This window comes from Sphingomonas endophytica, from assembly GCF_014199415.1.
GTDB lineage: Bacteria > Pseudomonadota > Alphaproteobacteria > Sphingomonadales > Sphingomonadaceae > Sphingomonas > Sphingomonas endophytica.
Map to the genome: position 1 here is coordinate 12,367 of NZ_JACIJN010000001.1, position 24,326 is coordinate 36,692.

General features: G+C 68.2%; 23 protein-coding genes. 11 read left to right on the forward strand and 12 right to left on the reverse strand.

Annotated features, from left to right (window positions below; translation table 11 throughout):
* Positions 1-96: 96 nt before the first annotated feature.
* From FHS97_RS00060 to FHS97_RS00075, 4 genes are all read right to left on the reverse strand, one after another.
* Entirely contained in the window at positions 97-2,100 is a 2,004-nt protein-coding gene (locus tag FHS97_RS00060; RefSeq protein WP_184032252.1) for a TonB-dependent receptor, read from the reverse strand.
* A gap of 54 nt (positions 2,101-2,154) precedes the next feature.
* On the reverse strand, positions 2,155-2,469 hold the full coding sequence (locus FHS97_RS00065; RefSeq protein ID WP_184032254.1) for a hypothetical protein: 315 nt from the start codon (positions 2,467-2,469) through the stop codon (positions 2,155-2,157).
* Positions 2,470-2,672: 203 nt separating this feature from the next.
* Complete coding sequence (locus FHS97_RS00070) at positions 2,673-3,302, reverse strand: OmpA family protein (RefSeq protein ID WP_184032255.1); 630 nt, start codon at positions 3,300-3,302, stop codon at positions 2,673-2,675.
* On the reverse strand, positions 3,299-5,116 hold the full coding sequence (locus FHS97_RS00075; protein WP_184032256.1) for a cation:proton antiporter: 1,818 nt from the start codon (positions 5,114-5,116) through the stop codon (positions 3,299-3,301). The genes FHS97_RS00070 and FHS97_RS00075 overlap by 4 nt, the downstream gene beginning before the upstream one ends.
* 189 nt (positions 5,117-5,305) lie before the next feature.
* Between FHS97_RS00075 and FHS97_RS00080 the strand changes: the two genes are divergently transcribed.
* Genes FHS97_RS00080 through FHS97_RS00095 form a run of 4 tightly spaced genes read left to right on the forward strand, consistent with a single transcriptional unit; the run spans position 5,306 to position 9,650 of the window.
* Positions 5,306-6,439 carry a Gfo/Idh/MocA family protein gene (locus FHS97_RS00080; RefSeq protein ID WP_184032257.1) on the forward strand — a complete coding sequence of 378 codons (1,134 nt, stop codon included), beginning with the start codon at positions 5,306-5,308 and terminating at the stop codon, positions 6,437-6,439.
* 1 nt (position 6,440) lies between these two features.
* Complete coding sequence (locus tag FHS97_RS00085; RefSeq protein ID WP_343053330.1) at positions 6,441-7,271, forward strand: glucose 1-dehydrogenase; 831 nt, start codon at positions 6,441-6,443, stop codon at positions 7,269-7,271.
* On the forward strand, positions 7,264-9,075 hold the full coding sequence (locus FHS97_RS00090; RefSeq protein ID WP_184032259.1) for a glycoside hydrolase family 15 protein: 1,812 nt from the start codon (positions 7,264-7,266) through the stop codon (positions 9,073-9,075). Before FHS97_RS00085 ends, FHS97_RS00090 begins: the two co-directional genes overlap by 8 nt.
* Positions 9,076-9,116: 41 nt before the next feature.
* Positions 9,117-9,650 (forward strand): hypothetical protein, encoded by a 534-nt coding sequence (locus FHS97_RS00095; protein WP_184032261.1) that lies wholly within the window; start codon positions 9,117-9,119, stop codon positions 9,648-9,650.
* Between the two features lie 22 nt (positions 9,651-9,672).
* On the opposite strand, the gene uvsE is transcribed toward FHS97_RS00095, so the two are convergent.
* Positions 9,673-10,830 (reverse strand): UV DNA damage repair endonuclease UvsE, encoded by a 1,158-nt coding sequence (gene uvsE / locus FHS97_RS00100; RefSeq protein WP_184032263.1) that lies wholly within the window; start codon positions 10,828-10,830, stop codon positions 9,673-9,675.
* Between the two features lie 43 nt (positions 10,831-10,873).
* Positions 10,874-11,344, reverse strand: coding sequence for a YaiI/YqxD family protein (locus FHS97_RS00105; protein ID WP_184032265.1), 471 nt, complete (start codon positions 11,342-11,344; stop codon positions 10,874-10,876).
* 118 nt (positions 11,345-11,462) lie between these two features.
* Between FHS97_RS00105 and FHS97_RS00110 the strand changes: the two genes are divergently transcribed.
* Complete coding sequence (locus FHS97_RS00110) at positions 11,463-12,341, forward strand: crotonase/enoyl-CoA hydratase family protein (protein WP_184032267.1); 879 nt, start codon at positions 11,463-11,465, stop codon at positions 12,339-12,341.
* A 69-nt stretch (positions 12,342-12,410) separates the two neighbouring features.
* Here the strand turns inward: FHS97_RS00110 and FHS97_RS00115 are convergent, their stop codons facing one another.
* Positions 12,411-14,357, reverse strand: coding sequence for a putative bifunctional diguanylate cyclase/phosphodiesterase (locus FHS97_RS00115; protein ID WP_184032269.1), 1,947 nt, complete (start codon positions 14,355-14,357; stop codon positions 12,411-12,413).
* Positions 14,358-14,459: 102 nt separating this feature from the next.
* On the reverse strand, positions 14,460-15,599 hold the full coding sequence (locus FHS97_RS00120; protein WP_184032271.1) for a glycoside hydrolase 5 family protein: 1,140 nt from the start codon (positions 15,597-15,599) through the stop codon (positions 14,460-14,462).
* Between the two features lie 88 nt (positions 15,600-15,687).
* Here FHS97_RS00120 and FHS97_RS00125 point away from each other — a divergent pair, with 88 nt between their 5' ends.
* The 3 genes from FHS97_RS00125 (at position 15,688) to FHS97_RS00135 (ending at position 18,730) form a co-directional block, all read left to right on the forward strand.
* Positions 15,688-16,650: a family 43 glycosylhydrolase gene (locus FHS97_RS00125; protein WP_184032273.1), complete on the forward strand. Its 963-nt coding sequence runs from the start codon at positions 15,688-15,690 to the stop codon at positions 16,648-16,650.
* Between the two features lie 71 nt (positions 16,651-16,721).
* Complete coding sequence (locus tag FHS97_RS00130) at positions 16,722-17,030, forward strand: DUF485 domain-containing protein (protein ID WP_184032275.1); 309 nt, start codon at positions 16,722-16,724, stop codon at positions 17,028-17,030.
* Entirely contained in the window at positions 17,027-18,730 is a 1,704-nt protein-coding gene (locus FHS97_RS00135) for a cation acetate symporter (RefSeq protein WP_184032278.1), read from the forward strand. Before FHS97_RS00130 ends, FHS97_RS00135 begins: the two co-directional genes overlap by 4 nt.
* A gap of 10 nt (positions 18,731-18,740) precedes the next feature.
* Here the strand turns inward: FHS97_RS00135 and FHS97_RS00140 are convergent, their stop codons facing one another.
* Positions 18,741-19,088 carry a hypothetical protein gene (locus tag FHS97_RS00140; RefSeq protein WP_184032279.1) on the reverse strand — a complete coding sequence of 116 codons (348 nt, stop codon included), beginning with the start codon at positions 19,086-19,088 and terminating at the stop codon, positions 18,741-18,743.
* 26 nt (positions 19,089-19,114) lie between these two features.
* Positions 19,115-19,873, reverse strand: a complete 759-nt coding sequence (ppk2, locus tag FHS97_RS00145; protein WP_184032281.1) for a polyphosphate kinase 2 — start codon at positions 19,871-19,873, stop codon at positions 19,115-19,117.
* A gap of 100 nt (positions 19,874-19,973) precedes the next feature.
* Between ppk2 and FHS97_RS00150 the strand changes: the two genes are divergently transcribed.
* Positions 19,974-20,114: a hypothetical protein gene (locus tag FHS97_RS00150; RefSeq protein WP_184032283.1), complete on the forward strand. Its 141-nt coding sequence runs from the start codon at positions 19,974-19,976 to the stop codon at positions 20,112-20,114.
* Positions 20,115-20,254: 140 nt separating this feature from the next.
* Here the strand turns inward: FHS97_RS00150 and FHS97_RS00155 are convergent, their stop codons facing one another.
* On the reverse strand, positions 20,255-21,058 hold the full coding sequence (locus FHS97_RS00155) for an NIPSNAP family protein (protein ID WP_184032285.1): 804 nt from the start codon (positions 21,056-21,058) through the stop codon (positions 20,255-20,257).
* 162 nt (positions 21,059-21,220) lie between these two features.
* Here FHS97_RS00155 and FHS97_RS00160 point away from each other — a divergent pair, with 162 nt between their 5' ends.
* Both FHS97_RS00160 and FHS97_RS00165 read left to right on the forward strand, forming a co-directional pair.
* Entirely contained in the window at positions 21,221-22,036 is an 816-nt protein-coding gene (locus FHS97_RS00160; protein WP_184032286.1) for a formate/nitrite transporter family protein, read from the forward strand.
* Positions 22,037-22,079: 43 nt separating this feature from the next.
* Entirely contained in the window at positions 22,080-22,514 is a 435-nt protein-coding gene (locus tag FHS97_RS00165; protein ID WP_184032287.1) for an acyl-CoA thioesterase, read from the forward strand.
* A 39-nt stretch (positions 22,515-22,553) separates the two neighbouring features.
* Here the strand turns inward: FHS97_RS00165 and FHS97_RS00170 are convergent, their stop codons facing one another.
* On the reverse strand, positions 22,554-24,326 hold the full coding sequence (locus FHS97_RS00170; protein WP_184032288.1) for a methyl-accepting chemotaxis protein: 1,773 nt from the start codon (positions 24,324-24,326) through the stop codon (positions 22,554-22,556).

A 24,326-nucleotide genomic window follows, 5' to 3' on the forward strand; every position in this document is an offset into this window, starting at 1 on the left:
GAGCGGGCTGGTGCCGCCGCTGATTCAGCTTTGCCGGATCAAACTCCGGGAGCGAACGCGCGGGGCAGGGTGTGCCCCGCCCCGCGCGGCGCTGCGTCAGTTGGTGGCGATCCGCAGCGTCGCCATCAGCCGCCGACCCGGCATCACCACCTCGTCCTTGTTCAGCGCGGTGGCGAGCCGCTGCGTGTCGTTGGTCAGGTTCTGCCCCACGATCGCCAGCTCGACATTGGGGTGGCTGGCGAACGGGCGCAGCGCGAGTTGCCCGTCGAGCGCAACATAGCCCGAGGTGGCGGTGTCGAAGGCGCCGAACCGGTCCTGCCGCCCGGCGTAGATCAGGTTGAACCCGGCGTCGAGCTTCTCCCCGGTCCAGTTCAGCCCGCCGCCGATGCGATAGGGCGGGATGCGCGGCACGTTTCTGCCGTCGTCGAGCGTGGCACGCGTATAATCGGCGAGCAGGTTGAAGCGATAGACGCCGTGCGGGGTATGAACGAGGTCGTAGCTCGCCTCCCCCTCGACGCCGCGGAAGTGCGCGCCCTGCTGGCGATAGTTCAGCTCGCGCAGATCGCCGTCGCCGTCCAGCGCGCAGGAGCCGTCGTCGTCGCACCGGCGGCCGGTGAGATCGCCGTAGATATAGTTGCGAAACCAGCTGCTGTAGACGCTGCCGTCGAAGCGGAACCCGCCCGAGCGGATGCGCAGCGTGCCCTCCAGCGAATTGGCACGCTCGATCCGCAGATCGGGATCGCCGGTCTCGAAGGTGTTCGGCCCGTCATGCCCGCCGCGCGCGAACAATTCGGTCAGCGCGGGCGCGCGGCCAGTGGTCGAGAAGGTCGCGCCGAGCTTGATCGCGGGCGACACGGTGTAGAGCGCGCCGATCGCGCCGCTGACCGGGGTGAAGTCGCGGACGGTCGCATCGCCGAAGCGCGGGGTGCCGTTCAGCCGTACCCGCTCGACGCGCCCGCTCGCTTCCAGATGGAGCCGGTCGGCGACCTGCGTGTCGGTGAACAGATAGCCGGCGACGCTCTCCATCGTCGCCGGGAACAGATAGGAACTGTCCTCCCCGACCGCCGAGAAGGCGCGGTGCTGATATTCGACACCCAGCGCCGAATTGGTCACCGGGCCGAGCGCGCCGAGCAGCACCTCGCCGCGGGCGTTATATTCCTTGTTGCGGAACGTGGTGTCGATCGTGCCGTCGGGCTTTTTCTCGTCGTGCGCGTAATTGGCGTAGCTGCCGTCGAGGTTGAAGCGCTGGAGGAATCCGCTGCCCAGCGCGATCGACGAGCGCGTCATCACCTTGGTCTGGCGCATGTCGATGAAGGTCGTGTCGCTGGGGATGCCGTATTGCGCGTCATATTGCGTGACCGCCGCGCCGACATGGCTGTCATGGTTGCTGCCGAAGAAGTACGAACCGCCCACCGATCCGCCGTAACCGCGGAAGAAGGAATTTTGCTGGACGCCGGTCGGCGTGTCGTAATCGCCGGCGTGACGACCGAACGCATCGGCGTGGAGCGCGACGTCTCCGACCGCGACGTCGACCAGCCCAGCGCCCTGATACAGGTCCGATACCGTGCCATAGGTGCCGTTCAGCTCGGCGGACAGCGGCTTGTCGGGAAAGCTGGTGGGCACGCGGTTGTTGAGCACGTTGACGACCCCGCCGATCGCCTGGCTGCCGTAGCGGAGCGTGCCCGCGCCGCGTACCACCTCGATGCTGCGCGCCGCCAGCGGGTCGATCGGGATGCCGTGATCGGGGCCGATGTCCGACACGTCGGAGCCGCTGGTCCCGTCCTCGAGCACGCGGACGCGGGTCGCGTCCATGCCGCGGATGATCGGGCGGCTGGCACCGGTCGCGAAGCCGGTCGCGGCGATCCCGGGCACCTTCGACAAGGCGTCGGCGATGCTGGCGCCGCCGCGGCGCAGGATGTCCTCGGCGTCGACCTTGGCGACGATCGCCGGCGTGTCGTCACGGTCGTGGCCGATCGGCGAGGCGGTGACGATGATGTCGCGGCGTGGATCGGGCGCGCCGGGGTCGGGCGCGGTCTGAGCGGCGACGGGTAAGGGAGCGGACGCGGCGAACGCCGCGCCTAGGAACAGAAGATAGCGCATGAAAATGTCTCCGGGTGTCTCCTGGCCCGCAGCGTCCGGGTGGACGGCGGGCCGTCAGCGGGGCGCAGGCGTGCCCGGCGGTGCGCGGCTCCGCCAGCCGTGCGCCAGCGACCGCCGCCTGTTCGCCCGGCGCGCGGTGCCCGTGACGACCATCACCGCCGCGAACGGCACGTGCCAGCCGGGCGGAGAAGGCAGCAGCAGCGCTTCGAGCGTCGTCGCCGCGCCACATAGCGCGCAGGGTTCGTCGAGCGCCGGGGCCGCGGTCTGGAGCTGCGCGCCGACGAACTGCGGGGCAGCATGATGATGCGCGCCGACCGCGATGCCGTCGCAGACCAGCGACCACAGGCACAGCAGCGCCAGCAGCAGCATGCCAGGGCGCTTCCGGCGCGGGAAGGTCGGGACACCGATCACTCGCCCGACCGACACGTTCGCGCCTTTCTAAACGCTGAACATGTGACGGGATATCATTACAAGTTGGTCATGAACGATGGTGCCGTCCCTCGGCCGGTCCGTCAGCGTTCATGTCGCGATCTGCGCGAGCCGGCGCGGACCGCACGAGCGGCCCGATGCGATCACGTCGCCGGCGCGACGCCATTGTCGACCGGCGCGTCCTCCGCCGGCGGCGGTGCCGCCGGCAATGCGACATGCACCTCGACGCGCCGGTTCTTCTTGCGCGCTTCCGGATCGTCGCTGCCGTCCGGGTGCGCGTTGGGAACCAGCGGTGTGGTCTCGCCGAGCGCGATCACGGTCAGCCGGTCCGGTGCGATGCCCTTGGCGACGAGATAGTCGCGCACCGCTTCGGCGCGCTTGCGGGAGGAGCGCAGGTTGACGCGGTCGCTGCCGCGCGTGTCGCTATGGCCACGCACCGTCAGCGCGCCGCCCGCCTCCACCAGCGGGTTCGTCGCCAGTTCGTCGAGCGCCCGCCGGGCAGCGTCGGTCAACGTGTCGCCGCCTTCGTCGAAGGCGATGATTCGATCCACCGGCTGCAACGGAGGCGCTCCGGGGGCGGGCTCGACCACCTCCGGGCGCAGGATCGACTTGGTCGGCGCTTCGGTGTTCGTCTCGACCGCGGGGGTCTCGACGACGCGTTCGTTGACGGCCGTGTCGTTGGCGGAGGGCTGGTCGGGCGGGGAGGAGCAAGCCGCGAGAGCCACGCACAAGACGACGATCGCCGGGCCGCTTGCTTGCTTCGTCACGGTCATTCACCCACCTCCTGCTGCACGCGGCGCGCGCCGGATGGCGGCCCGAAACTGATGATCGTATCGCCCGACTGCGGCGTCGGTCGGCTGGCGTGCGAGAAGAAGCGCAACGGTCCGCCCTTGCGCAACAACAGCAGCATGTCCGCCTCGTCCGCCATCCCGGCCCGCGCGGTGTCGAAGTCGAACTTGTCAGTGATCCGTGTCTTGCGGAACGCCCAGCCGTCGGCGAGCCGCCGCACGATTTCCTCGACGCCGTGCCCGCTGGTGAACAGCGCGCGTCCGCGCAGCGAGGCGGGCAGCGCCTTGGCGTCGTCGTCGTGCGCGCCCCCACCGAGCTGATAGACGTTGTCGCGGCCGATCTCCGGAGCGAATTCGTTGCAGACCAGCGCGTTATAGGCTTCGTTGTCGGTCGTGGCGATCAACACCTCATATTGCGACAGGTCGAGGCGATCCTCAGTCGCCTCCGCGAGGATCTCGCCATGGTAGGTCGGCAGCCCCACGCGCCGCGCCGGCGCGAGCCGTTGCCAGCTCGTGTCGCAGATCGTGACCGGCACATCGAGCTGGCGCAGCTGCGCCGCCAGCGCATTGCTCCACGGCGTCGCGCCGACGATCAGCAGCCCGCGCTGCGTCGCGCCGGTCACCTTGAGCAACCGCGCGACCGGGCCGATCGAGAAGCCGTGCGCGAGGATCGTTGCCACGACGACCGCGAACGACAGAGTGACGAGGATCGAACCGTCCTCATAGCCGAGGTTGCCGAGCCGCAGCGCGAACAGTCCCGAAATCGCGACCGCGACGATACCGCGCGGCGCGATCCAGGCGACGAGCAGCCGCTCGTTCCATGGCACGCGCGTGAAGGCGAGGCTGAGCAGCACCGTCGCGGGGCGGACGAGGAACAGCAAGGCAAATAAGAAGGCGAGGAAGCGCCACTCGAAACGCTCCAGCACGCCGAGGTTCAGCGTCGCGGACAGCAGCACGAACACTCCCGAGATGAGCAGAACGGTGACATTCTCCTTGAACGGGTGGATGTCGCGCAACGAGTCGAGCCGCATATTGGCCAGCGCGATCCCCATCACCGTCACCGCGAGCAGCCCGGTTTCCTGCTGGATGAGGTTCGACACCACGAAGGTCGCGATGACGGCGACCAGCAGCACCGGCGCCTTGAGATATTCCGGTACGTGACCGCGCGGGAAGGCCCAGCCGATCGCGCGGGCGGCGCCGAAGCCGATCAGCCCGGCGACGATGCTCGCGGCGAGCAATGACCCGAGCAGCGCCGGGATCGTGACGCCCTCGCCGGCGCGGCGCAGATATTCGAAGGTGATGACGCCGCACAGCGCGCCGATCGGATCGTTGACGATCGCTTCCCACTTGAGGATCGCACGCGGGCGGGCGGCGATGTTGGTCTGCCGCAGCAGCGGGAGCACGACGGTCGGCCCGGTGACCACCAGAATGCCCGCGAACAGGATCGCGACCGGCCACACCAGCCCGCCGACGTAATAACAGGCCAGCGCGCCGAGCAGCCACCCGATCGGCACGCCGACGAACAGCAAACGCGCCACCGCACCGTCGGTACGGCGCAGTTCACGGAAGTTGAGGCTGAGCCCGCCCTCGAAGAGGATGATCGCGACCGCGACCGACACCAACGGTTCGAGCAGGTCGCCGAAGGTGCGGTGCGGGTCGATCAGGCCGAGCACCGGGCCGGCGATCACGCCCGCGACCAGCATCAACGCGATGGCCGGCCAGCCGGTCCGCCACGCGATCCACTGCGCGCCGATCCCCAGCGCGCCGATCAGCGCGATGACGAGAGCTTGTTGTTCCATAACGTGGCATACGCCTCAGGCCGTCGAAAGAACCGAGCGACCTAGCAGCAGGACCGACTTTGATGCCAGCCGCTTGTGCGTCGCCGCGACGAGGAGGGCGGGCCGCAGGCGTAACGACCGGATTGGCATGGAACAATTCCGCGGTCTGGGGCGGTTGCGGCTCTCGTTGAACGACAGGCGGAATTATCGATGAGCATCGCATCGGCACTGGGTTTGGGCGGACGCAAGGTCCGCTATGCGATCGTCGGTCTCGGTGACATCGCGCAGGAAGCGTTGATGCCCGGCGTGGCGCACACCGGCAATTCCGAGATGACCGCGCTGGTGTCCGGCGATCCCGAGAAACTGGCGGCGCTGGGCGAGCGCTACGGCGTGGAGGGCCGCTATGCCTACGAGCAGTTCGGTGAGTTGCTCGCCTCCGGAACGATCGACGCCATCTATCTCGCCACGCCGAACTGGCGGCACGCCGAATTCGCGATCCCGGCGCTGGAAGCCGGTATCCACGTCCTGTGCGAAAAGCCGCTCGACGTCTCGGCCGAGAAAGCGCGCGCGATCATCGCGGCGGCCGAGCGGGGCGGGGCACGGCTGATGACCGCCTACCGCCTGCATTTCGAGCCGGCCACGCTCGACGCGATTCGTCGCATCCGGGCCGGGGAGCTGGGCGAGCTGATCGCCTTCACCGCTTGTTTCACGCAGATGGTCGATCCCGCCAATCACCGCGCGAACAACGGGATCGAGGCCGGGCCATTGTTCGACATGGGCGCCTATCCGATCAACGCGATCCGCTATCTGTTCTGTGCCGAGCCGGTGGAAGTGGTTTCCGCGACCGGCATCCGCCACGCTGAGGCCGGGCTGGGCGACCTCGACGACACGATCGCGGTGACGCTGCGCCTGCCGGGCGACCGGATCGCGCAATTCACCGTCAGCTACTACGCCAACAACGTCGACAGCCTCATCATCGCCGGCACCAAGGGGTCGATCGAGATGAACCCGGCGTTCGGCTTCGGGCAGGGGCTAGAACATCACCGGCAGATCGGCGAGGAGCGATCGCACGAGACCTACAAGGCAACCGACCAGTTCGGCGGCGAGCTGCGCTACTTCTCGGACTGCATCCTTGAGGAGCGAGACCCCGAGCCGGACGGCGAGGAAGGGCTGGCGGACCTGCTGGTGATCGAGGCGATCGTCGCGGCGCTCGGGTCGGGCGGATCGGTGCCGATCGAGCCCCTGGCACGAACGCGGCGGATCGACCCGGATGCGCAGGAGCAGACGCTGCGTGCCGTCAAGGCGCCGACGCCGGTCAACGCCGCTCCGCCGACCGGCGCCTGACGTGCCCCTGACGAACGCGCGCCCGGCGCCCGACCGCCCGCTCGCGGATCATGCTGCGATCGTCACGGGCGCGAGTTCCGGGATCGGCTTCGCCGTCGCCGAGGCGCTCGCCGATGCGGGCGCGGCGGTGATCGTCAACTATCATTCGGACGCCGATCCTGCCGAGGCGCTCGCCGCCCGCATCCGTGACGCGGGCGGCCGCGCGGAGGCGATCGGCGCGAACGTCTCCGATGAAGAGGAGGTCACGCGGCTGTTCGACGCGGCGGTAGCGGCGTTCGGGCGCGTCGACGTGCTGGTGGCGAACTCCGGGGTGCAGAAGGACGCGGCGATCGCCGAGATGACGCTGGCGGACTGGAACACCGTCATCGACGTAAATCTGACCGGCCAGTTCCTGTGCGCGCGCGAGGCGGTGCGACGCTTCCGCACGCAGCCGACGGCCGGCCGGCCGGCCCGCAGCGCGGGGTCGATCATCACCATGAGCTCGGTCCATGAGGTGATCCCCTGGGCCGGGCACGTCAATTATGCCGCCTCCAAGGGCGGCAGCCGGATGTTGACGCGCACGCTCGCGCAGGAGGTCGCCGCTGATCGCATCCGCGTCAATGCGATCGCCCCCGGCGCGATCCGCACGCCGATCAACGAAGATGCATGGGGCAGCGACGCGGCGCTGGAGAAACTGCTGCGGCTGATCCCGTACGGCCGGATCGGCGAGCCCGACGACGTCGCGCGCGCGGCGGTGTGGCTGGCGTCCGACCAGGCGGATTATGTCACGGGAACGACGCTGTTCGTCGACGGCGGGATGACGCTCTATCCTGAATTCCGCGACAATGGTTGAGCCGCCCCGCACGATCGGCGAGCATGGCATCATCGGTGATCTCGAAACGGCGGCGCTGATCGCGCGCGACGCGACGATCGATTACCTGTGCTGGCCATCGCTCGACAGCCCGACGATCTTCGCCGAACTGCTCGACGCGGACAAGGGCGGGGCGTTCACGCTCGCGCCGGTGCTGGAGGCGCCGGAACGGATGCAGCTCTACGTTCCCGATACCAACGTCCTGCTGACGCGCTGGATGGCCGAGCAGGGCAGCGCCGAGGTCCGCGACGTGATGCCGCTTCCCGATCCGCGCGTTCATCCCGACCGCGCCGCGCGCTGCCTGATCCGGCGGGTGACGGTGACCCGCGGCTGCGTGCGGTTCACCATGCGATGCGCGCCGCGATTCGATTACGCGCGCGAGTTGCCGGCCGTCGCGGCGTCGGAGCGCGGCATCCGCTTCGCGGGGCGTGAGCTGGCGCTGCGCCTGTTCGCCTCGGTGCCGCTCGCGGCCGCCAGCGACGCGGCGACCGCCGACTTCACGCTGCGGACGGGCGAAAGCGCCTGGTTCGTGCTCGGCGACGATGCGCTGCAATGCCCCGACGATCTGGCGGTCGAGCAGGATCTCGCCGCAACGACCGAGGCATGGCGGGCATGGACAGGCAAATCGTCGTACAACGGCCGCTGGCGTGAAATGATGACACGCTCGGCCCTCGCGCTCAAGTTGCTGACATCGGCGCGGCATGGTTCGATCGCGGCGGCGGCGACCTTCTCGCTGCCCGAGGCGACCGGAGCGGGACGCAATTGGGACTATCGTGCGACTTGGATCAGAGACGCCTCTTTCACCGTCTATGCCTTCCTGCGCCTCGGCCATGTCGACGAGGCCGAGCATTTCAACCGCTGGGCCGCGAAGCGCGTGATGGCGGCGAGCGCGGCGGATCCGATCCGCATCATGTACGCCCTCGACGGATCGGAGGCGGCGGACGAGCAGGAGCTGACCCATCTTGCCGGCTATGCGGGCAGTCGACCGGTGCGGATCGGCAATGCCGCGCACGCGCAGACGCAGCTCGACATCTTCGGCGAGCTGCTCGACAGTGTCTACCTGTCGAACAAATACGGGCAGGCGATCAGCCACGAAGGCTGGCAGCACGTGCGCGGGGTCGTCGACCATGTCATCGCGCATTGGCAGGAGCCGGACGCCGGCATCTGGGAGATGCGCAGCGAACCACGGCATTTCCTCCATTCGCGCGTGATGTGCTGGGTGGCGCTGGATCGCGCGATCCGGCTGGCGCATCAACGCTCGCTGCCTGCGCCGCTGGTCGCCTGGGCCGAGGCGCGGGATGCGATCGTCGAGGATGTCTGGTCGAACTTCCGCCATCCCGACCACGGCTATTTCGTGCAGGAGCGGGGTGGTCGAGAACTCGATGCCGCGCTGCTGATGATGCCGCTGGTGCGCTTCGTTTCCTCGACCGACCCGGTGTGGCTGAAGACGCTCGACGCGATCGGCACCGAGTTGCGCGACGACGGATTGGTATATCGCTATTGCAACGCGGACGGGCTGGAGGGCGGGGAGGGCGCGTTCACGACCTGCACCTTCTGGTATGCCGAATGTCTGGCGCGCGCCGGGCGGCTGGACGAGGCGCAGATGATCCTCGCCAAGGGCATGGCCTATGCCAATCCGCTGGGGCTGTTCTCGGAGGAGGTCGACCGGCGCGGACAGCCGCTCGGCAATTACCCGCAGGCGCTGACGCACCTCGCGTTCATCAGCGCCGCCTATTTCATCGACCGCCGCCTCGATCCGTCCTATCGACCCAATTGGCAGCCATAGCCGGTCGCGGCGGACGCGGGCCGTGAGGCAGGAGAGGTGACGTGACGCTCAACATCCTCATGCGGCTGGCCGGCGCGGCGGCGCTGACGCTGTCGTCCATGACGGCGCAGGCCGCTGCACCGCCGAGCGCAGGGACGATCGCGGTGATCTCCGCCCCCGACGGCGACCGCGACGAGACGCTCGAACCGATCGCGCGCGAAGCGACCACGGCGGCGTTGGGTGACAAGGGCTTCACGATCCTCGATGACCGCGATCACGCCGCCTATATCGCCGAAGTGGCGACGACGCGCAGCGCGGTGGGCACATCGGTGGCCCGCACGCGCGGCGAAGGGCCGGCGGTGATGGGCGCCGGGGTCAACATCCCGCTCTCGCGCGATCGCTCGACGCTGGTGACGATGCGGCGGGTGATGATCGAGATCCGCATCCACAAGCGCGGCGATGCCGCCGTGCTATGGCATGGCGCGGCGGTGACCGTGCGGCCGGGCACCGCCGCCGCGCGACTGGCGGCGCAACTGAGCCGCGCCGCGCTCAACGCTTATCCGGCGGTGGTGGAAACCGCGATCTCCATCCCGTGATCGGGTCGAGCGCGGCTCGCGATCACTCTTCTAATGCGCCTTCGTCGACATCCGCCTCGTCTTCGGCCATCGCCCCCTCGTCGAGCAGCGACTCATCCTCCGCCAGCGCGCCGCGATCGGCATCGGTGATGCCGAAGCGTGCCGCCACGTCGGGAGCGTAGCGAAGCAGATCGGGGCGCAGCCGGAGCAGGCTGAGATCCTTGGATTTGCCCTCCAGCATCACGTCGAACACCAATCCTTCCGCCATCCGCATGAAGGTCGCGAATTCGAACGGGTTGGTGAAATCGGCATGGCCGGTCCAGATCGGCGGGCGCAGCACGGTCTTGACCCGCGCGGTCGCCTTCACCGGCGCCTTGAGCAACTCGCCCTTTTTCGCCTTCGCGCTACCTGCCTTGGCGGCGGCGCGCGCCTTGGGCGTGATCTTCTGCTTGATCTCCCGCAACTCGGTGCGCGGCGAGGAGAAATGGATCTTGGGCCGCACGCCCGCCGGCCAGGTCGCCAGGAAGCGTTCGAGCGTCTCGCGCATGTCGAGCCGCTCGGGGTTGAGGCACCAGAAATGCTGATAGTCGAAGATCAGCCGCACGCCGGTCCGCTCATGAATCCAGAGCGCGTCGGCGGCGGAAAAGCGGATGTCGTCATTCTCCAGCACCAGCCGTCGCCGGACATGCTCGGGGCATTGCTCCCAACCCGCGATCCAGCGCGCACGGCTCGCTTCGTGATCTCCGTAAACGCCGCCGACATGCGTCACCATCACCGCTTCGTCGTCCAGTCCCATCCGGTCGAGCATCTCGGCCTGGCTCGCCAGATCCCAGATGCTCTTGCGGGTCAGCGCCGGGTCGGGGGCGTTGAGCAGCACGTATTGCGACGGGTGGAAGGACAGCCGGATGCCATAGTCGCGCGCCTTGGCGCCGAAGGCGCGCAGTTCGGCGTCACTCTCCGCGACCATCGCATGGAATTGCGGCATGTCGGGGTGGGTGGCGTAGGGCGCGATGTCCGACGACAGCCGGTACATGTCGAGCCGCTCGGATCGCAGATAGTCGAGGACCGGGTCGAGCAGTTCGAGCGAGCATTTGAGGTGCGGGTTCTTTTGCCAGCGCCGCGTGTCCTGCGTCTTCAGCTCGGGCCGGCCCATGACCTTGACGGGAAAGCCGAGGCGGAGCGGATGGTCGGGTTCGGTCATGCCTGCCCAACGAGGCAGGCGCGCGCCGGCTCCCTCGCGAACGTCAGCCGCCTGCGGCGCGGCGGACGCGGACGATCGCGGCGTCCAGCGCGGAGAGGAAGCGCGACCGGTCCTCCTTGCCGAACGGCGGCGGCCCGCCGATCCGGTCGCCGCCCGCGCGCAGGTCACTCATGATCGCGCGCACCGCCACCGCATTGCCGATCGAGCTGCTCGTGAACGGGCGGCCGTTCGGTGCGATCACCGCCGGCGCGCCCGCCTTCAGGCAGCGGTCGGCGAGCAGGATGTCGGCGGTGACGACCAGTGCGGCAGGATCGACCTGCGCCGCGATCCAGTCATCCGCGGCGTCGAAGCCGTCATCGACCACCACGCGGGAGATCAGCGGATGGACGGGGACGCGCAGGTGCGCGTTGCTGACCACCACCACCGGCACGGCGACGCGATAGGCGACCCGGTAGATTTCTTCCTTCACCGGACAGGCATCGGCGTCGACGAGAATGCGCGGCGAGTGCGTCATGCCTTGCGCCATGCCATGCCGGGGCCGCGCCGACCAGCGTCGTATGCCACCGACAGCGAACCCGTGGTGGGTTATCCTTGACCGACAGCAAGCCGCTGTCAGGAAAGAGGAAGTCGCAATGACCATCCATCATACCACGATCGCCGCGGCCGCTTCGGACGCGCGCGCCTTGTTCGTCTTCGACCAGCTGGAGGCGACGTTCGACCCGGCGCTGAATACGCTCTGGACCTATATGCGCCCGCGCGTGCGGCCGAGCTTCAACCCCGCCCTGCTCCATGATTTCGTGCAGTGGCAGGAGGATATCGACCTCGCGCACGGCAGCGGCGCGATGCCGATCCGTTATCTGGTGCTCGGATCGCGCTTTCCCGGCGTGTTCTCGCTCGGCGGCGACCTAGACCTGTTCGCGCAACTGATCCGCGCGCGCAACCGCGAGGCGCTGGTCGGCTACGGCAAGGCGTGCGTGCGGATCCTGCATCGCAACATGCTCGGGCTGGACCGCTCGATCGTCACGATCGGGCTGGTCGAGGGCGATGCGCTGGGCGGCGGGTTCGAGGCGTTGATGTCGTTCAACGTCGTCGTCGCCGAGCGCGGCGTGGGCTTCGGCCTGCCCGAAACGCTGTTCGGGCTGTTCCCTGGCATGGGAGCGCATTGCTTCCTGTCGCGGCGGCTGGGCGCGGCGCGCGCCGAGCAGATGATCCTCAGCGGACGGACGTATCGCGCCGAGGAACTCTATGACATGGGCCTCGTCCACGCGCTCGCCGAGCCGGGCGAGGGGCGGCGGGTCGTGGAGGACTATATCCGAACCAACCGTCGCCGCCACAGCGCCCATGCCGCGATCTACGAAGCGTCACGCGCGGTGAACCCGCTGACGCTGGGCGAACTGGAAGCGGTGGTCGAGCTTTGGGCGGATGCGGCGTTGCGGCTGGGTGAAAGTGACCTGAAGCTGATGCGGCGGCTGGTTTCCGCGCAGGAGCGATTGCTGGAGAAGGCGCGCTGACCCCTCGCCGGCTGGAAGCGCTCCGGTCGTGCGCAGGGGGCATACGCTGCCGGCACGACCGCCCGCTTTTCAGCCGGCGGCTTCTTCGCCCGCGTCGCCGGTCAACATGGCAGAGACCATGGCCGCCGACATCGGGCGGGCGAGCAGATATCCCTGGACCGCGTCGCAGCGCGTGCGCCGCAACTGGTCGAGCTGCGCCTGCGTCTCGACACCTTCCGCAATCGTCCGCATCCCGAGCTGCGCGCCGAGATCGACGATGGTCTGGACGATCGCGATCGACGCCGGGCTGCGGGCGAGATCGGTCACGAACGAGCGATCGATCTTGAGCGTCTGGAACGGAAAGCGCGTCAGATAGCTGAGCGAGGAATAACCGGTGCCGAAATCGTCGAGCGTGGTGCGTACCCGCAGGCGGTTGAGCGCCTCCAGCGCGGCGAGCGACGCCTCGACGTCCTCGAGCAGCACCGTCTCGGTAACCTCGAGGTTGAGCCGCTCGGGCGGCAGCGCGCTGGCGTTCAGCGCGTCGAGCACCACCGCGGGCAGATGCGTCGCGCGGAGCTGGATGGGAGAGAGATTGACCGCGATCGACACGTCAGCGGGCCAGCCGCGCGCGGCCTCGCACGCCTGATAGAGCACCCAGTGCCCGATGGCGTCGATCAGGCCATTATCCTCCGCGATCGGGATGAACTCGACGGGCGAAACCGCACCATGGTGGCGGTTGGTCCAGCGCAGCAGCACCTCGCACGACAGCACGCGCGTCGTGTCCAGATCGAAGATCGGCTGGAACAGCAGGTGGAACTCGCCACGCTCCAGCGCACCGTGCAATTCATAGTCGAGCTGCCGTCGCCGTTCGACCTTCTCGTCCATGACCGGTTCGTAGAAATAGAGCTGTCCACGCCCGCTTTCCTTGGCGCGATATAGTGCGAGATCGGCGTTTTTGAGCAACGTGTCCGCCTCGCGCCCGTTCTCGGGCGCGATCGCGACCCCGATCGACACGCTGGTGCGCAGGCTATGCCCGTCATGCGCCACCGGGCGGCGGACGAGCGCGAGGATCGCCGCGCCGATCGTCGCGGCCTCCTGCCGGTCGCCGACCGGGCAGAGGATCGCGAACTCGTCGCCGCCCAGCCGCGCGACGACGCTGTCGCGGTCGAAATGCGCACGCAGCCGCCCGGCGACCGCGGCGAGCAGCGCATTCCCCGCCAGATGCCCGAACGTGTCGTTGATCTCCTTGAACCGGTCGAGATCGAGCCAATAGAGCGCCAGCTTGCCCCCTGCCTCCGGCAACATCCGCAGACGATCCTCGAACTGCTCGCGAAAGGCGGTGCGGTTGGAGACTCCGGTCAGATCGTCGCGGCGCGCCTGCGCGGCGTGATGCGCGGCAAGCGCCGCATTCTCGTGGCTGACGAGCGTCGCCTTTAGCAGCGCGCCATATGTCTGGAGCGTGATGTCCATCATCGCCACGACGAACAGCACGATCACCACCGCCAGCACCAGCTTGAGCGGCTCGAACCCGATCAGCAGCCCGGCGGACAGGGGCAGCGAGGCGAGGCAGAGCTGCGCGAGCGCGATCCGCGGCCGTCCGGCATTACGGCCGGCGATCCCTGCAGCATAGCCGATCGCGGTGGTCACTGCGAGCAGCTGGACGACGCCGTCGCCGCTGCGCGTCAGCGCCAGGAACCCGAACAATCCGAGCAGCCCCGAATAAGCGAGCGCGCCTGCGCGATAGCCGAATTCATGCCGGGCCGCCGCAGCGGCATCGTCGGCCGCGAGCGGGCGCGGGCGGAGCGCGTCGCCGATCCGCAGCGCGCCGACCGTGCCGATCGCCACCGCACCCGCTGCCAGCCACGCGTCATGCGTCGCCCACGCGACCACCGCGGCGATCGTCGTGCTGGTCAGCGCACCGATCACCAGCGACTGTGTGGAGGCGTAAAGCGACTCGACCAGCACCGCCCGCACCTGCGCGGTAATGCGATGGTCGGAATGCCGAAGCTCCCGCAGCCGGGCGATCAGTCGCGCCATGACATGTCCATGACCCGACAATTACGTGATTTCGATTAAGCTGTCATAAGGGCAAGTGAGGAAGATTGCGGTTTTTTCCTTACGTTTTCTTAGGTTTTACCATCATCGCTCCCCCGGCGCCTCCCGACGCGGCGCGGCGCTGAGCCGCCGGATCAGGTCCGTCTCCGCGCGCCGGTAAGGCGTGCCGTCGCCACGAAAGACCTCGTGGAACCAGATCGTCGGCTCCTCCAGCACATAGGGTTTCTTCCAGCTGTCCCACGGCAGCCGCGTCTGCGTCTTGCCGTCGACGAACCCCCAGTTGATCATCGCGACATCGTAACGCTTCCCGATCGGCAGCGATCCGTCGAACGTCGAGCCGTTGCCGCGCGCCATATATTCGGTGCACAGGATCGGGCGGTTATAGGGGAGCAACTGCTTCACGCGTGCCTCGAACGTTTCGGGCCAGCTATAATCGTGGAACGAGATCACGTCGGACTGGCGGAGCTGCAGCGTCTCCATCGGCGTCAGCTTGCCCCCGGTCGGGGTCCAGTCGTCATGCTGCCACACGCCGGAAGTGAGCGGTTGCGACGGATCGGCGTCGCGCGCCCATGTGAACACCTGCGCGAGCAGCGCGCGCACCAGCGGTTCCTTGCCGTCCTGTCCCTTATATTGGTCCGCGCCATTGTCGGGCTCGTTCCAGACGTCCCAGCCGAGGATGCGCGGATCGTTGCGGAACGCGCCGATCACGCCCTGCACATAGGCCTTGTACGCGGGATAGCGGCGTTTGTCGCGAAGCCCGGGGAGGCCAGGGCCCTGCACCCAGCCGGAATTGTGGACGCCGGGGATCGGCGGATGCTGCGGCCCGAGCTTGGGGTCGGGGTCCCAGCAACTGTCGAACAGCACGAACAGCGGCTTGATCTTGTGGCGCGCGGCGATCGTGAGAAATTCGTCGATGCGCCGCTGGAAGCCCGCCGGATCCTGCTGCCACAATTGATCGTGGAGGAAGACGCGCATCGTGTTCATGCCGATGCCCTGCGCCCAGCCGAGTTCGCGGTCGATCGCCTGCGGGTCCCATGTCTCGCGCTGCCACATCTCCAGCTGGTTGATCGCCGACGCCGGGGTATAGTTTGCGCCGACCAGCCATGGCTGCGCGCGATACCATGAGGTCGCCTGCGCCTCGGTCCAGCGTGCGCGCGCGTCGGCGGGCAGCGCGGCCGTCACCGTGGCCACGGTCAGCAAGGTCGTCAGCAGCCGCCTGTTCATCGCGTCCTCTCCTCTCTCTTGGGGGTCCCGGCGCAGGGCATACAACTCAACTATCGAAAAAGGCGAGGAATTATCCTATGATTCGCCCATGAACCTCCGTCGCACCCTTGCCGTCGCCTTTTTGCTCACCGCTGCGCCGGTGCTCGCGGACAATCCGCAATTCCAGGGCGCGGACCCGCATGCGACGATGATCGGTAACGAATTGTGGGTGTTCCCGACCGGCGGGCCGGGCGGCAGCTGGGCGGCGGACCGCTTCGGCGCGTTCTCGTCGCGTGACCTCAAGACGTGGCAGCCGCGCGGCGAGCTGATCCGGCGCGACCAGATTGCATGGATCGGCGCGGACGGCGCACCCGAGCATTTTCTCTGGGCACCCGGCGTCGTGACGCGCGGCGGCAAATGGTACCTGTATTATTCGGTCGGTCCGCAGAACCCGACGCCGAGCCGGATCGGCGTCGCGGTCGCGGACCGCCCGGCGGGCCCGTATCGCGACAGCGGCCAGCCGCTGATCACCGGCGGGCAGGGGTTCGAGGCGATCGACCCGATGGTGTTCGTCGACCCGAAAAGCGGCACGCCGTATCTTTATGCCGGCGGCAGCGCGGGCGCGAAGCTGCGGCTATGGGAGCTGACCCCGGACATGGTCGGCCTTGCGCGCGAGGTGTCGGTGGAAACGCCGCCGCAATTCACCGAGGGCGCGTTCATGCACGAGCGCAACGGAGTCTATTATCTCTCCTATAGCCACGGTCGCTTCAACGGACCGGACTATTCGGTGCATTACGCGACCGCCTCCTCGCCGGTCGGACCGTGGCGCTACCGTGGCGCGATCCTGACCAGCGATCGTCGGCACAAGGGTCCCGGACACCACAGCTTCGTCCAGACGCCCGGCGGCGGGTGGCTGATCGTCTATCATCGCTGGGAAAACCCGAAGGGGCCCGCGCCGTTCAGCGGCGAGCGGCAAGTGGCGATCGACCGGCTTCGCTATGCCCGAGACGGGCGGATCCTGCCGGTACGGATGACCGACCGCGGGGCAAGCCCGACGCTCCGGGGGAAGTAAGACCTCACCGTCAGCCCCTTGCGCCCCGCCCGCATTGCTGCATGGTAGCGGCAACAACGGGGAGGGGCGGGATGGACGACGCGGAGGCGGCGCGGGTGGCGGCAGATCCACGCTACCACGAATTGGTTCGGCGGCGCGGGCTCTTCACCTGGACGCTGACCGCGGTCATGCTGATCGCCTATCTCAGCTTCATCCTGCTGATCGCGTTCGACAAGGCGTTGCTGGCGCGGCCGATCGGCGCGGGGGTTACCTCGGTCGGGATTGTCGCGGGCTTTGCGGTGATCATGCTCGCGATCGTGCTGACCGCGATCTATGTCCGCCGTGCCGCCCGCGATTTCGACCCGCTGGTGGAAGCGGTGCGCGCGGAGCATGACGCGTGAGGCGGCCGGGGCTGGCCGCCGCAATCGTGGCAACGCTGTTGCCGGCGCCGGTTGGAGCGGATGCGCTGGCGGGGCAGAGCGTGCAGCAGCCGACCAACTGGACCGCGATCCTGATGTTCGCGGCGTTTGCCTTGCTGACGCTCGGGATCACACGCTGGGCGGCGCAGCGGACGCGGACGGTCGGCGACTTCTATACCGCGGGCGGCGGGATCACCGGCTTTCAGAACGGGCTGGCGATCGCGGGCGACTTCATGTCGGCGGCGTCGTTCCTCGGCATCTCCGCGCAGATCTTCGCGGATGGTTACGACGGGCTCATCTATTCGATCGGCTTTCTCGTCGGCTGGCCGATCATCCTTTTCCTGATGGCGGAGCGGTTGCGCAACCTCGGCCGCTATACCTTCGCCGATGTCGCGAGCTTCCGCTTCGCGCAGGCCCCGGTGCGCAGCTTCGCGGCGGTCAGCACGCTGACCGTGGTGCTCTTCTACCTGATCGCGCAGATGGTCGGGGCGGGGCAGCTCATCAAATTGCTGTTCGGGCTGCGCTACGAATATGCGGTGGTGATCGTGGGCGTGCTGATGACGCTTTACGTGTTGTTTGGCGGCATGACCGCGACGACCTGGGTGCAGATCGTCAAGGCGGTGTTGCTGCTGGGCAGCGCGACCTTCATGGCGCTGGTCGTGCTGTGGCAGTTCGGCTTTTCGTTCGAGGCGCTCTTCGCACGCGCGGTCGCGGTGAAGAGCGGGCTCGCCGCCGCGGCCGGTGCCGATCCGGCGGAGGCCGCCGCCAGGGGGCGGTCGATCATGGGGCCGGGCAATTTCATCAAGGATCCGGTCTCGGCGGTGTCGTTCGGGCTGGCGCTGATGTTCGGAACCGCGGGGTTGCCGCACATCCTGATGCGCTTCTTCACCGTTCCCGATGCGCGCGCGGCGCGCAAGTCGGTGCTGTGGGCGACGGGGTGGATCGGCTATTTCTACCTGCTGACCTTCATCATCGGTTTCGGCGCGATCGTCCTGGTCGCGACCGCGCCGCGCTATCTCGATCCGGCCGGCGGCTTGCTCGGCGGCGGCAACATGGCGGCGATCCATCTCGCGCACGCCGTCGGCGGCGACCTGTTCCTCGGCTTTATCTCGGCCGTCGCGTTCGCGACGATCCTCGCAGTGGTCGCCGGGCTGACGCTGTCGGGAGCGTCGGCGGTCAGCCACGATCTCTATGCGACCGTGCTGCGCAGGGGCGCGGCCGATCCGGCGGCCGAGCTGCGCGTGTCGCGGCGCACCGTGCTGGTGCTGGCGGTGGTCGCGATCCTGCTCGGGATCATCTTCGAGAAGCAGAATGTCGCGTTCATGGTCAGCCTCGCCTTCGCGGTGGCGGCGTCCGGCAATTTCCCGGTGCTGCTGCTGTCTTTATTCTGGAAGGGTTGCACGACGCGCGGGGTGGTCGCGGGCGGGACGCTCGGGCTGGTGCTGGCGGTCGTGCTAACGGTGCTGTCGCCGGCGGTCTGGGAGAAGATCCTCGACTATCCCGCGGCGATCTTCCCTTATTCGTCTCCGGCGATCTTCTCGATGCCCGCCGCCTTTCTGACGATCTGGTTGGTGTCGCTGCTCGATCGCAGTGGGCGGGCGGCGGTCGATCGTGGTGGCTACCCCGCGCAGCAGGTCCGCGCCGAAACCGGGATCGGCGCGGCGCGGTCGTCATCGCACTGACGAATTGCACCTATCTCGGGGCGTCGTCGTCGCCGTCGACATAGGCGCCGCTGTCCCCCTGCGCGCGGTGGATCGCGGCGCGCCCGCGCGACGCGGCGACCTCGGCCTTGCGCGCCGCCGCGGAGGCGGTGTGGAGGACGCGGGTGCGGCCGTGGAAGACCAGATTGTAGCTGACGAACCAGATCGCGCCCGATAGCAGCAGCGCCCCCGCGACCCAGCCGCGCTTGCGCCACCGGGTGCGATGGTCGTGCAGCACCAGCCGCGCGCCGCATGTCGCGCAGCGATAGACGGTGGTGCCGGCGCGCGCGGTCGGCTTGCCGGCCCAGCGATGGAGCCCGAGGACGCACAGGATGCCCATGCGCGGCAGACCTAACGCCAATCGATTCAGCGCGCCAGCCGTCCGTCTTCCAGCGCCGCGCGCTCGAAGGCGAACAGCACCGCCGGGTCGGCGACCGGCACCTCCTGCGCGATGCGCGCCGGTGCGATCTGGTGGACGAGGTGCCGCAGCACCGCGATCCGCGCCGGTTTCTTGTGGTCGGCGCGCACGACATACCAGGGGGCTAGCGGGGTATGCGTGCGCATCAGCATCGTGTCGCGCGCGGCCGAATAATCGTCCCAGCGCGCCTGCGCGACCTTGTCCATGTCCGACACCTTCAATTGCTTGAGCGGATCGGTGCGGCGCGCCTTCAGTCGCTCTTCCTGCTCGTCCTTGTCGATGTCGAGCCACAGCTTGACCAGCCGGATGCCGCTTTCGACCAGCATTCGCTCGAAATCGGGGGCGTCGCGCAGGAACTCGGCCTGCTCGGCCTCGGTCGAGAAGCCCATCACCACCTCGACCCCGGCGCGATTGTACCAGGAGCGATTGAAGATCACGATCTCGCCCGCCGCGGGCAGGTGCGCGACATAGCGTTGGAAATACCATTGCGTCCGCTCGCGGTCCGAGGGCTTCGGTAGCGCGACCACGCGGGTATAGCGCACCGACAGATGCTCGATGATGCGCCTGATCGTACCGTCCTTGCCCGCGCTGTCGCGGCCCTCCAGCACGATGACGACCCGCTCGCCTGCCTGTACCGCGGCAAGTTGCGCCTCGACCAGCGCGAGCTGCGCGCGTTCCAAATCGTGTTCGTAGCGGTCCTTGTCCATCCTGCGCTTGCCCTTTCCTGTGCCCGTTTGGAACCAAGCCCGAACATTCCGGTTCCTGCGCTGTCCGGCGCACGTCGCGCCGACCACCTTGAGGATGGATATGACCCGCACGACCCTGAGCCTGTTCGGCACCGCCAAGCCGGCTTCGGCCCCACAGCGCCGCATCAACGACGATCCGCTTGCCGGGCTCACCCCGGTCGAACGCGCGATGGCGCAGCGTCTGTCGCCCGCGCGCGGCTGAGCCCCCTTGCATGGTCCCGGACGTGCTCCGGGACCCCATTTGACCGGTACATCATTCAAAACAAGGGTTGATCGCTACAGAGTAACGATCGAGGCGAGCGCGCCGCATTCGCCTCGATCCGACCCGTCGCGGTGCGCCGGTCAAATCTGTGAGTAAGGCGTCGGGCCGAGGATGCTGTTATCGATCCCGGTGGTGATCTCCGGATCGGTCAGCCCGGGGGTGGCGATCAGCCGCTTCCACGCTGGATCCGACCCGAACGTCCGCCAGTTGCGTTCGCGGGTCGCAAGATCGGGGAAGGTGAGCATGTAGGTCAGGCTCGGCAACCTTTCGCCGGTCAGGTCCTGGGCGAAGAACACCGGGGTCAGCCCGGTGCGGCGGAAAATCTCGGTCTCCCCGCCGGTATCGAACATTTCGATCTTGGTCGCACCCGTCTTGTCGCTCGGGCTGAAATAGGTCCGCAGCTCGAAGAGGCGTGCGGCGCCACCGGCCGGCACCTCGATGCGCGGCATATGCGGGAAGGCGCGCATCAACTTGACGTCCAGCGAGGCATATCCGGGCGCGCTCGGCGCGGCGTCGAGGAACGGTGCACCGGCCTGCCCATGCTGTTGGTCGGCGGCGAGCCGCGCGGGCAGTGCCGCAAAATCGGCAAGCGTCGGATGCGGGATCAGCACCAGCACGCTCGGGCTGGCCGGGCCGATGCTGACCGCGAAAACTCCGATCGGCCCGCAGCCTGCCCGCCGCGCCGCCGGCATGAACGCGTCACGCAGATAGGCGTCGAGCCTTGCGCGCATCGATCCGTTGACGAGGTGGTAGGTGCGCAATTCATAGATTTCCGGCGTGGCCGCGGCGCTGCGGGCCTGAGCCTGTGCGCCGGCGCTGGCGAGCGTCATCCCGCCCAGCGTGGCGCCCGCCAGCACGGCGCGTCGGTCGATCGGGTAAGACATTGGTTTCCTCGCGTAGTCGTGTCGGCGCACGATGCCGATGCCGCTGGTTCGGTCAAGTCGCGACGATCAGCGTTGTCGCGCTTCCGAACCTATGTGAAATCATCTTCAGCGCGTTGAGCGATCCGCCCCGATCATACGTTAGCGGCACGGTGGGAGACTGCGATGTCCGAACGGCATGACGATCAGCGCGACGAGGAAGAAGAAGCCGAGGAGCGTAGCGCCCCTGCGGCGCGGGTCGTCCACGCCGCGGTCGCCGAGCAGGGCGAGGATGAACTCGACCGTCCGGCCGCATCGCTGTTCTGGTCGGGCTTCGCGGCCGGGATCGCGATCATGGCATCGCTATGGGTCAGCGGGGCGCTGCGCCACTATCTGCCGGAGGCCCGCTGGGCGGAAGCGGTGGTCGCGCTTGGCTATCCCGCGGGATTCCTGATCGTGATCCTCGGCCGGTTGCAGCTGTTTACGGAACATACCGCCGTCGCGGTGCTGCCGGTGGTGCGCGCGCCGACCCGCCGCAACCTGCTGCTGCTCGCGCGATTGTGGAGCGTGATCTTCGTCGCCAACATGCTCGGCACGCTGATAGCCACCGCGCTGGCGGTCCATGCGCATCTCCAGCCTGCGGACACGCTGGCCGGGATGGTGACGGTATCGGAGAAGCTGCTGGCGCGCACCCCGCTCGATACGCTGATGCAGGCGATCCCGGCCGGCTTCCTGATCGCGTCGATCGCGTGGATCCGCTCGGCGGTGAACAGCGGCGACTTCTGGATCGTCTTCGCGGTGACCTACACGATCTCGCTCGGCGGGTTCGCGCATGTCGTCGCGGGCGCGTCGGAGGCGTTCCTGCTGATGTGGGCGGGGCAGGCGAGCCTCGGCTGGGCGATCGGCGGATTCGTGTTGCCGGCGTTGCTCGGCAACATTCTTGGCGGCACCGGCTTGTTCGCGCTGCTCGCGCATGCGCAGGTCAGGAACGAACTGCGCTAGCAGCGGCCGCGCATCGCCGCTGCGCACCGGGGAAGGAGACGAGATGGCACGCGAACCGCTGCGCCCCCGCGCTGATTATCGTTGGTGGCAACCGGTCACCACGCGGTGGAGCGACAATGACGCCTACGGTCACGTCAACAATGCGGTCTACTATCACTGGTTCGACACGGCGGTGAACAACTGGCTGATCGCGGCCGGGCTGCTCGACATCGCCGTTGGCGATCCGATCGCGCTGGTGGTGGAGACCGGGTGCCGTTACGCGCGACCGCTTGCCTATCCTGCCCCGGTCGAGATCGGCGTCGCGATCGTCCGGATCGGCACGTCGAGCGTCACCTATCGGCTCGGGGCGTTCGCGGCCGGCGCAGCCGAGGCGGCCGCCGAGGCGCTGTTCACGCATGTCTGCGTCGATCGCGCGACGCATCGGCCGATGCCCTTGCCCCCGACCTGGCGAGAGGCGATGGCGACCTTGCAGGCTTAGCGAGGTGCTCGGCGGCGACGATCGCCGGCCAGCGTCCGGTCAGCCGGCGAGCAGCTCTCTCGTGAAAAGCTGTGCGTCCTGACCGAGCAGGGTCAGCGCGCTGCCCAGCGACTGGCTGTCCTCACGGAAACGGTGAACGGAGGCGGCATTTTCCTCCGCCGACGCCGAAATCTGCTTGCTCGCCGCCGCCAGCCGGCCGCTGCGTTCGCGGACCTTCTCCAGCAGCGTGTCGAGGTGGCGCACCGACGTGGTCTGCCCGCGCGTCATCCCGACGACATTCTGCGCGACCTCGTCCAGTTCGGAGATCAGGCTGTTGAGGCTGTCGGTGCAGACGACGACGGTCTCGATCTGCTCCTGCACAGCCTCGATCTTGGTGCGGGCGTCGCTGGTCGACAGGCTGGTCCGGCTCGACAGCGACTTGATCTCGGCGGCGACGACGGCAAACCCTGCGCCGGCGCGGCCGGCCCGCGCGGCCTCGATGGTCGCGTTGAGCGCGAGCAGGTTCGTCTGCTGCGCAATCGCGGCGATGACATCGACGATCTGCTCGATCGACGCCGCCTGCGTCTGCGACCGGGCGACCGCGTCGCGGGCGTTGGCGGCATGTTCGTTGATCGAGCGCGCGGCGCGCCCGGTGCCGGCGACTTCGTCGTCGATGCTGGCGAAGGCGCGCGCCACCCGCTGTGTCGCCTCGTTCGCTTCGCGCATCTCGTCCGTCAGTTGGTGAGCGATGACGTCGAGGTCGTGTGCGAGCTGTTGCTCGACGCCTGCCGACGACAACAGGCTTTCGGCGTGGCGGTCGAGATGCTGCATGGCGCGCTGCGCGTCGCGGATCGCGCCCGCCACCCGGTCCTCGAACGAGGCGGCGAGCTGCGCCATGATCGTGCGGCGCTGTTGCTCGGCCTGCTCCTCGGTGTGCCGGATCGCCTCCGCGTTGCGCCGGTCGCGCTCCTGCGCCTCGTCACGCAGCGCCGCCGCCTGTCGCTCGAGCGTGCGCGCGGTATCGCGCTGCGTCTGAAAGGTCTGCAGCGCGGTGACCATCAGCCCGAGCTCGTCGCCGCGCCGCAGCGGCGCGAGGTCGAGGTTCTCGCCGTTCATGATCGAGCGCGTCGCACCCGCGATGTCGGTGATCGAGCGGACCGTCGAGCGGCTGATGACGAACGCGAGGCTGAGCCCGAGTAGGATCGTCACGACCGACAGGATGATGATCAGGAGCACCGTCATGCGGGTGGTCAGCACCGCCTCGGCGGCGCTGGCGTCGGCATGGTCGACCCCCGCCTTCGACACCTGCCGGATGCGTTGCTCGACCAGCGCCGCATGGGCGCGGAACGGCGCGATCATCGCCGCGCTGCTGCCGAAATCGAGTTCCAGCATCGCGGTGATGACGCTGACCGTCTCGCGATAGCGATCGAGCACCGTCACTGCGCGCATGATCGCCGCGCCATCGGTGGGATGCCCGGTGCGATAGGCCAACAGGTCGGCGCGGACCTGCGCCAGACCGCTTTGGATCGCAGCACGATCGCGCCCGACGTCGAAGGCCGGATTGGCGGCCTTCGATACCAGCAGTCGGTAGACGCGGGAGTCGTTGGCGCCGAACTGACGTTCGATCGCATTCAGCCGCCCGATGTCGTGCATGTCGCCGCGCACGATCCCGCTGACGTTGCGGTCGGCGACCAGCAACGCCGCCGCGCTGAGCGCCGCGACCGCGATGAACAGGCCGAGCATCAGCAGCGGCGTCGCCGCCACCTTGGTGGCGAGCGGCCGGTCGGCGAGCCGCGCGCGTCGCTCGATCCAGTCTGCCAGCGCCGCGATCAT

Bases quoted from the DNA above. Each gene is read 5' to 3' on its own strand.
- FHS97_RS00080 (WP_184032257.1), top strand. From the start codon at position 5,306: ATGAGCATCGCATCGGCACTGGGTTTGGGCGGACGCAAGGTCCGCTAT.
- FHS97_RS00120 (WP_184032271.1), bottom strand. From the start codon at position 15,599: ATGAACAGGCGGCTGCTGACGACCTTGCTGACCGTGGCCACGGTGACG.
- FHS97_RS00140 (WP_184032279.1), bottom strand. From the start codon at position 19,088: ATGGGCATCCTGTGCGTCCTCGGGCTCCATCGCTGGGCCGGCAAGCCG.
- FHS97_RS00075 (WP_184032256.1), bottom strand. From the start codon at position 5,116: ATGGAACAACAAGCTCTCGTCATCGCGCTGATCGGCGCGCTGGGGATC.
- FHS97_RS00170 (WP_184032288.1), bottom strand. From the start codon at position 24,326: ATGATCGCGGCGCTGGCAGACTGGATCGAGCGACGCGCGCGGCTCGCC.
- FHS97_RS00160 (WP_184032286.1), top strand. From the start codon at position 21,221: ATGTCCGAACGGCATGACGATCAGCGCGACGAGGAAGAAGAAGCCGAG.
- ppk2 (WP_184032281.1), bottom strand. From the start codon at position 19,873: ATGGACAAGGACCGCTACGAACACGATTTGGAACGCGCGCAGCTCGCG.
- FHS97_RS00125 (WP_184032273.1), top strand. From the start codon at position 15,688: ATGAACCTCCGTCGCACCCTTGCCGTCGCCTTTTTGCTCACCGCTGCG.
- FHS97_RS00105 (WP_184032265.1), bottom strand. From the start codon at position 11,344: ATGACGCACTCGCCGCGCATTCTCGTCGACGCCGATGCCTGTCCGGTG.
- FHS97_RS00070 (WP_184032255.1), bottom strand. From the start codon at position 3,302: ATGACCGTGACGAAGCAAGCAAGCGGCCCGGCGATCGTCGTCTTGTGC.
- uvsE (WP_184032263.1), bottom strand. From the start codon at position 10,830: ATGACCGAACCCGACCATCCGCTCCGCCTCGGCTTTCCCGTCAAGGTC.
- FHS97_RS00110 (WP_184032267.1), top strand. From the start codon at position 11,463: ATGACCATCCATCATACCACGATCGCCGCGGCCGCTTCGGACGCGCGC.
- FHS97_RS00090 (WP_184032259.1), top strand. From the start codon at position 7,264: ATGGTTGAGCCGCCCCGCACGATCGGCGAGCATGGCATCATCGGTGAT.
- FHS97_RS00115 (WP_184032269.1), bottom strand. From the start codon at position 14,357: ATGGCGCGACTGATCGCCCGGCTGCGGGAGCTTCGGCATTCCGACCAT.
- FHS97_RS00065 (WP_184032254.1), bottom strand. From the start codon at position 2,469: ATGCTGCTGCTGGCGCTGCTGTGCCTGTGGTCGCTGGTCTGCGACGGC.
- FHS97_RS00130 (WP_184032275.1), top strand. From the start codon at position 16,722: ATGGACGACGCGGAGGCGGCGCGGGTGGCGGCAGATCCACGCTACCAC.
- FHS97_RS00060 (WP_184032252.1), bottom strand. From the start codon at position 2,100: ATGCGCTATCTTCTGTTCCTAGGCGCGGCGTTCGCCGCGTCCGCTCCC.
- FHS97_RS00155 (WP_184032285.1), bottom strand. From the start codon at position 21,058: ATGTCTTACCCGATCGACCGACGCGCCGTGCTGGCGGGCGCCACGCTG.
- FHS97_RS00165 (WP_184032287.1), top strand. From the start codon at position 22,080: ATGGCACGCGAACCGCTGCGCCCCCGCGCTGATTATCGTTGGTGGCAA.
- FHS97_RS00150 (WP_184032283.1), top strand. From the start codon at position 19,974: ATGACCCGCACGACCCTGAGCCTGTTCGGCACCGCCAAGCCGGCTTCG.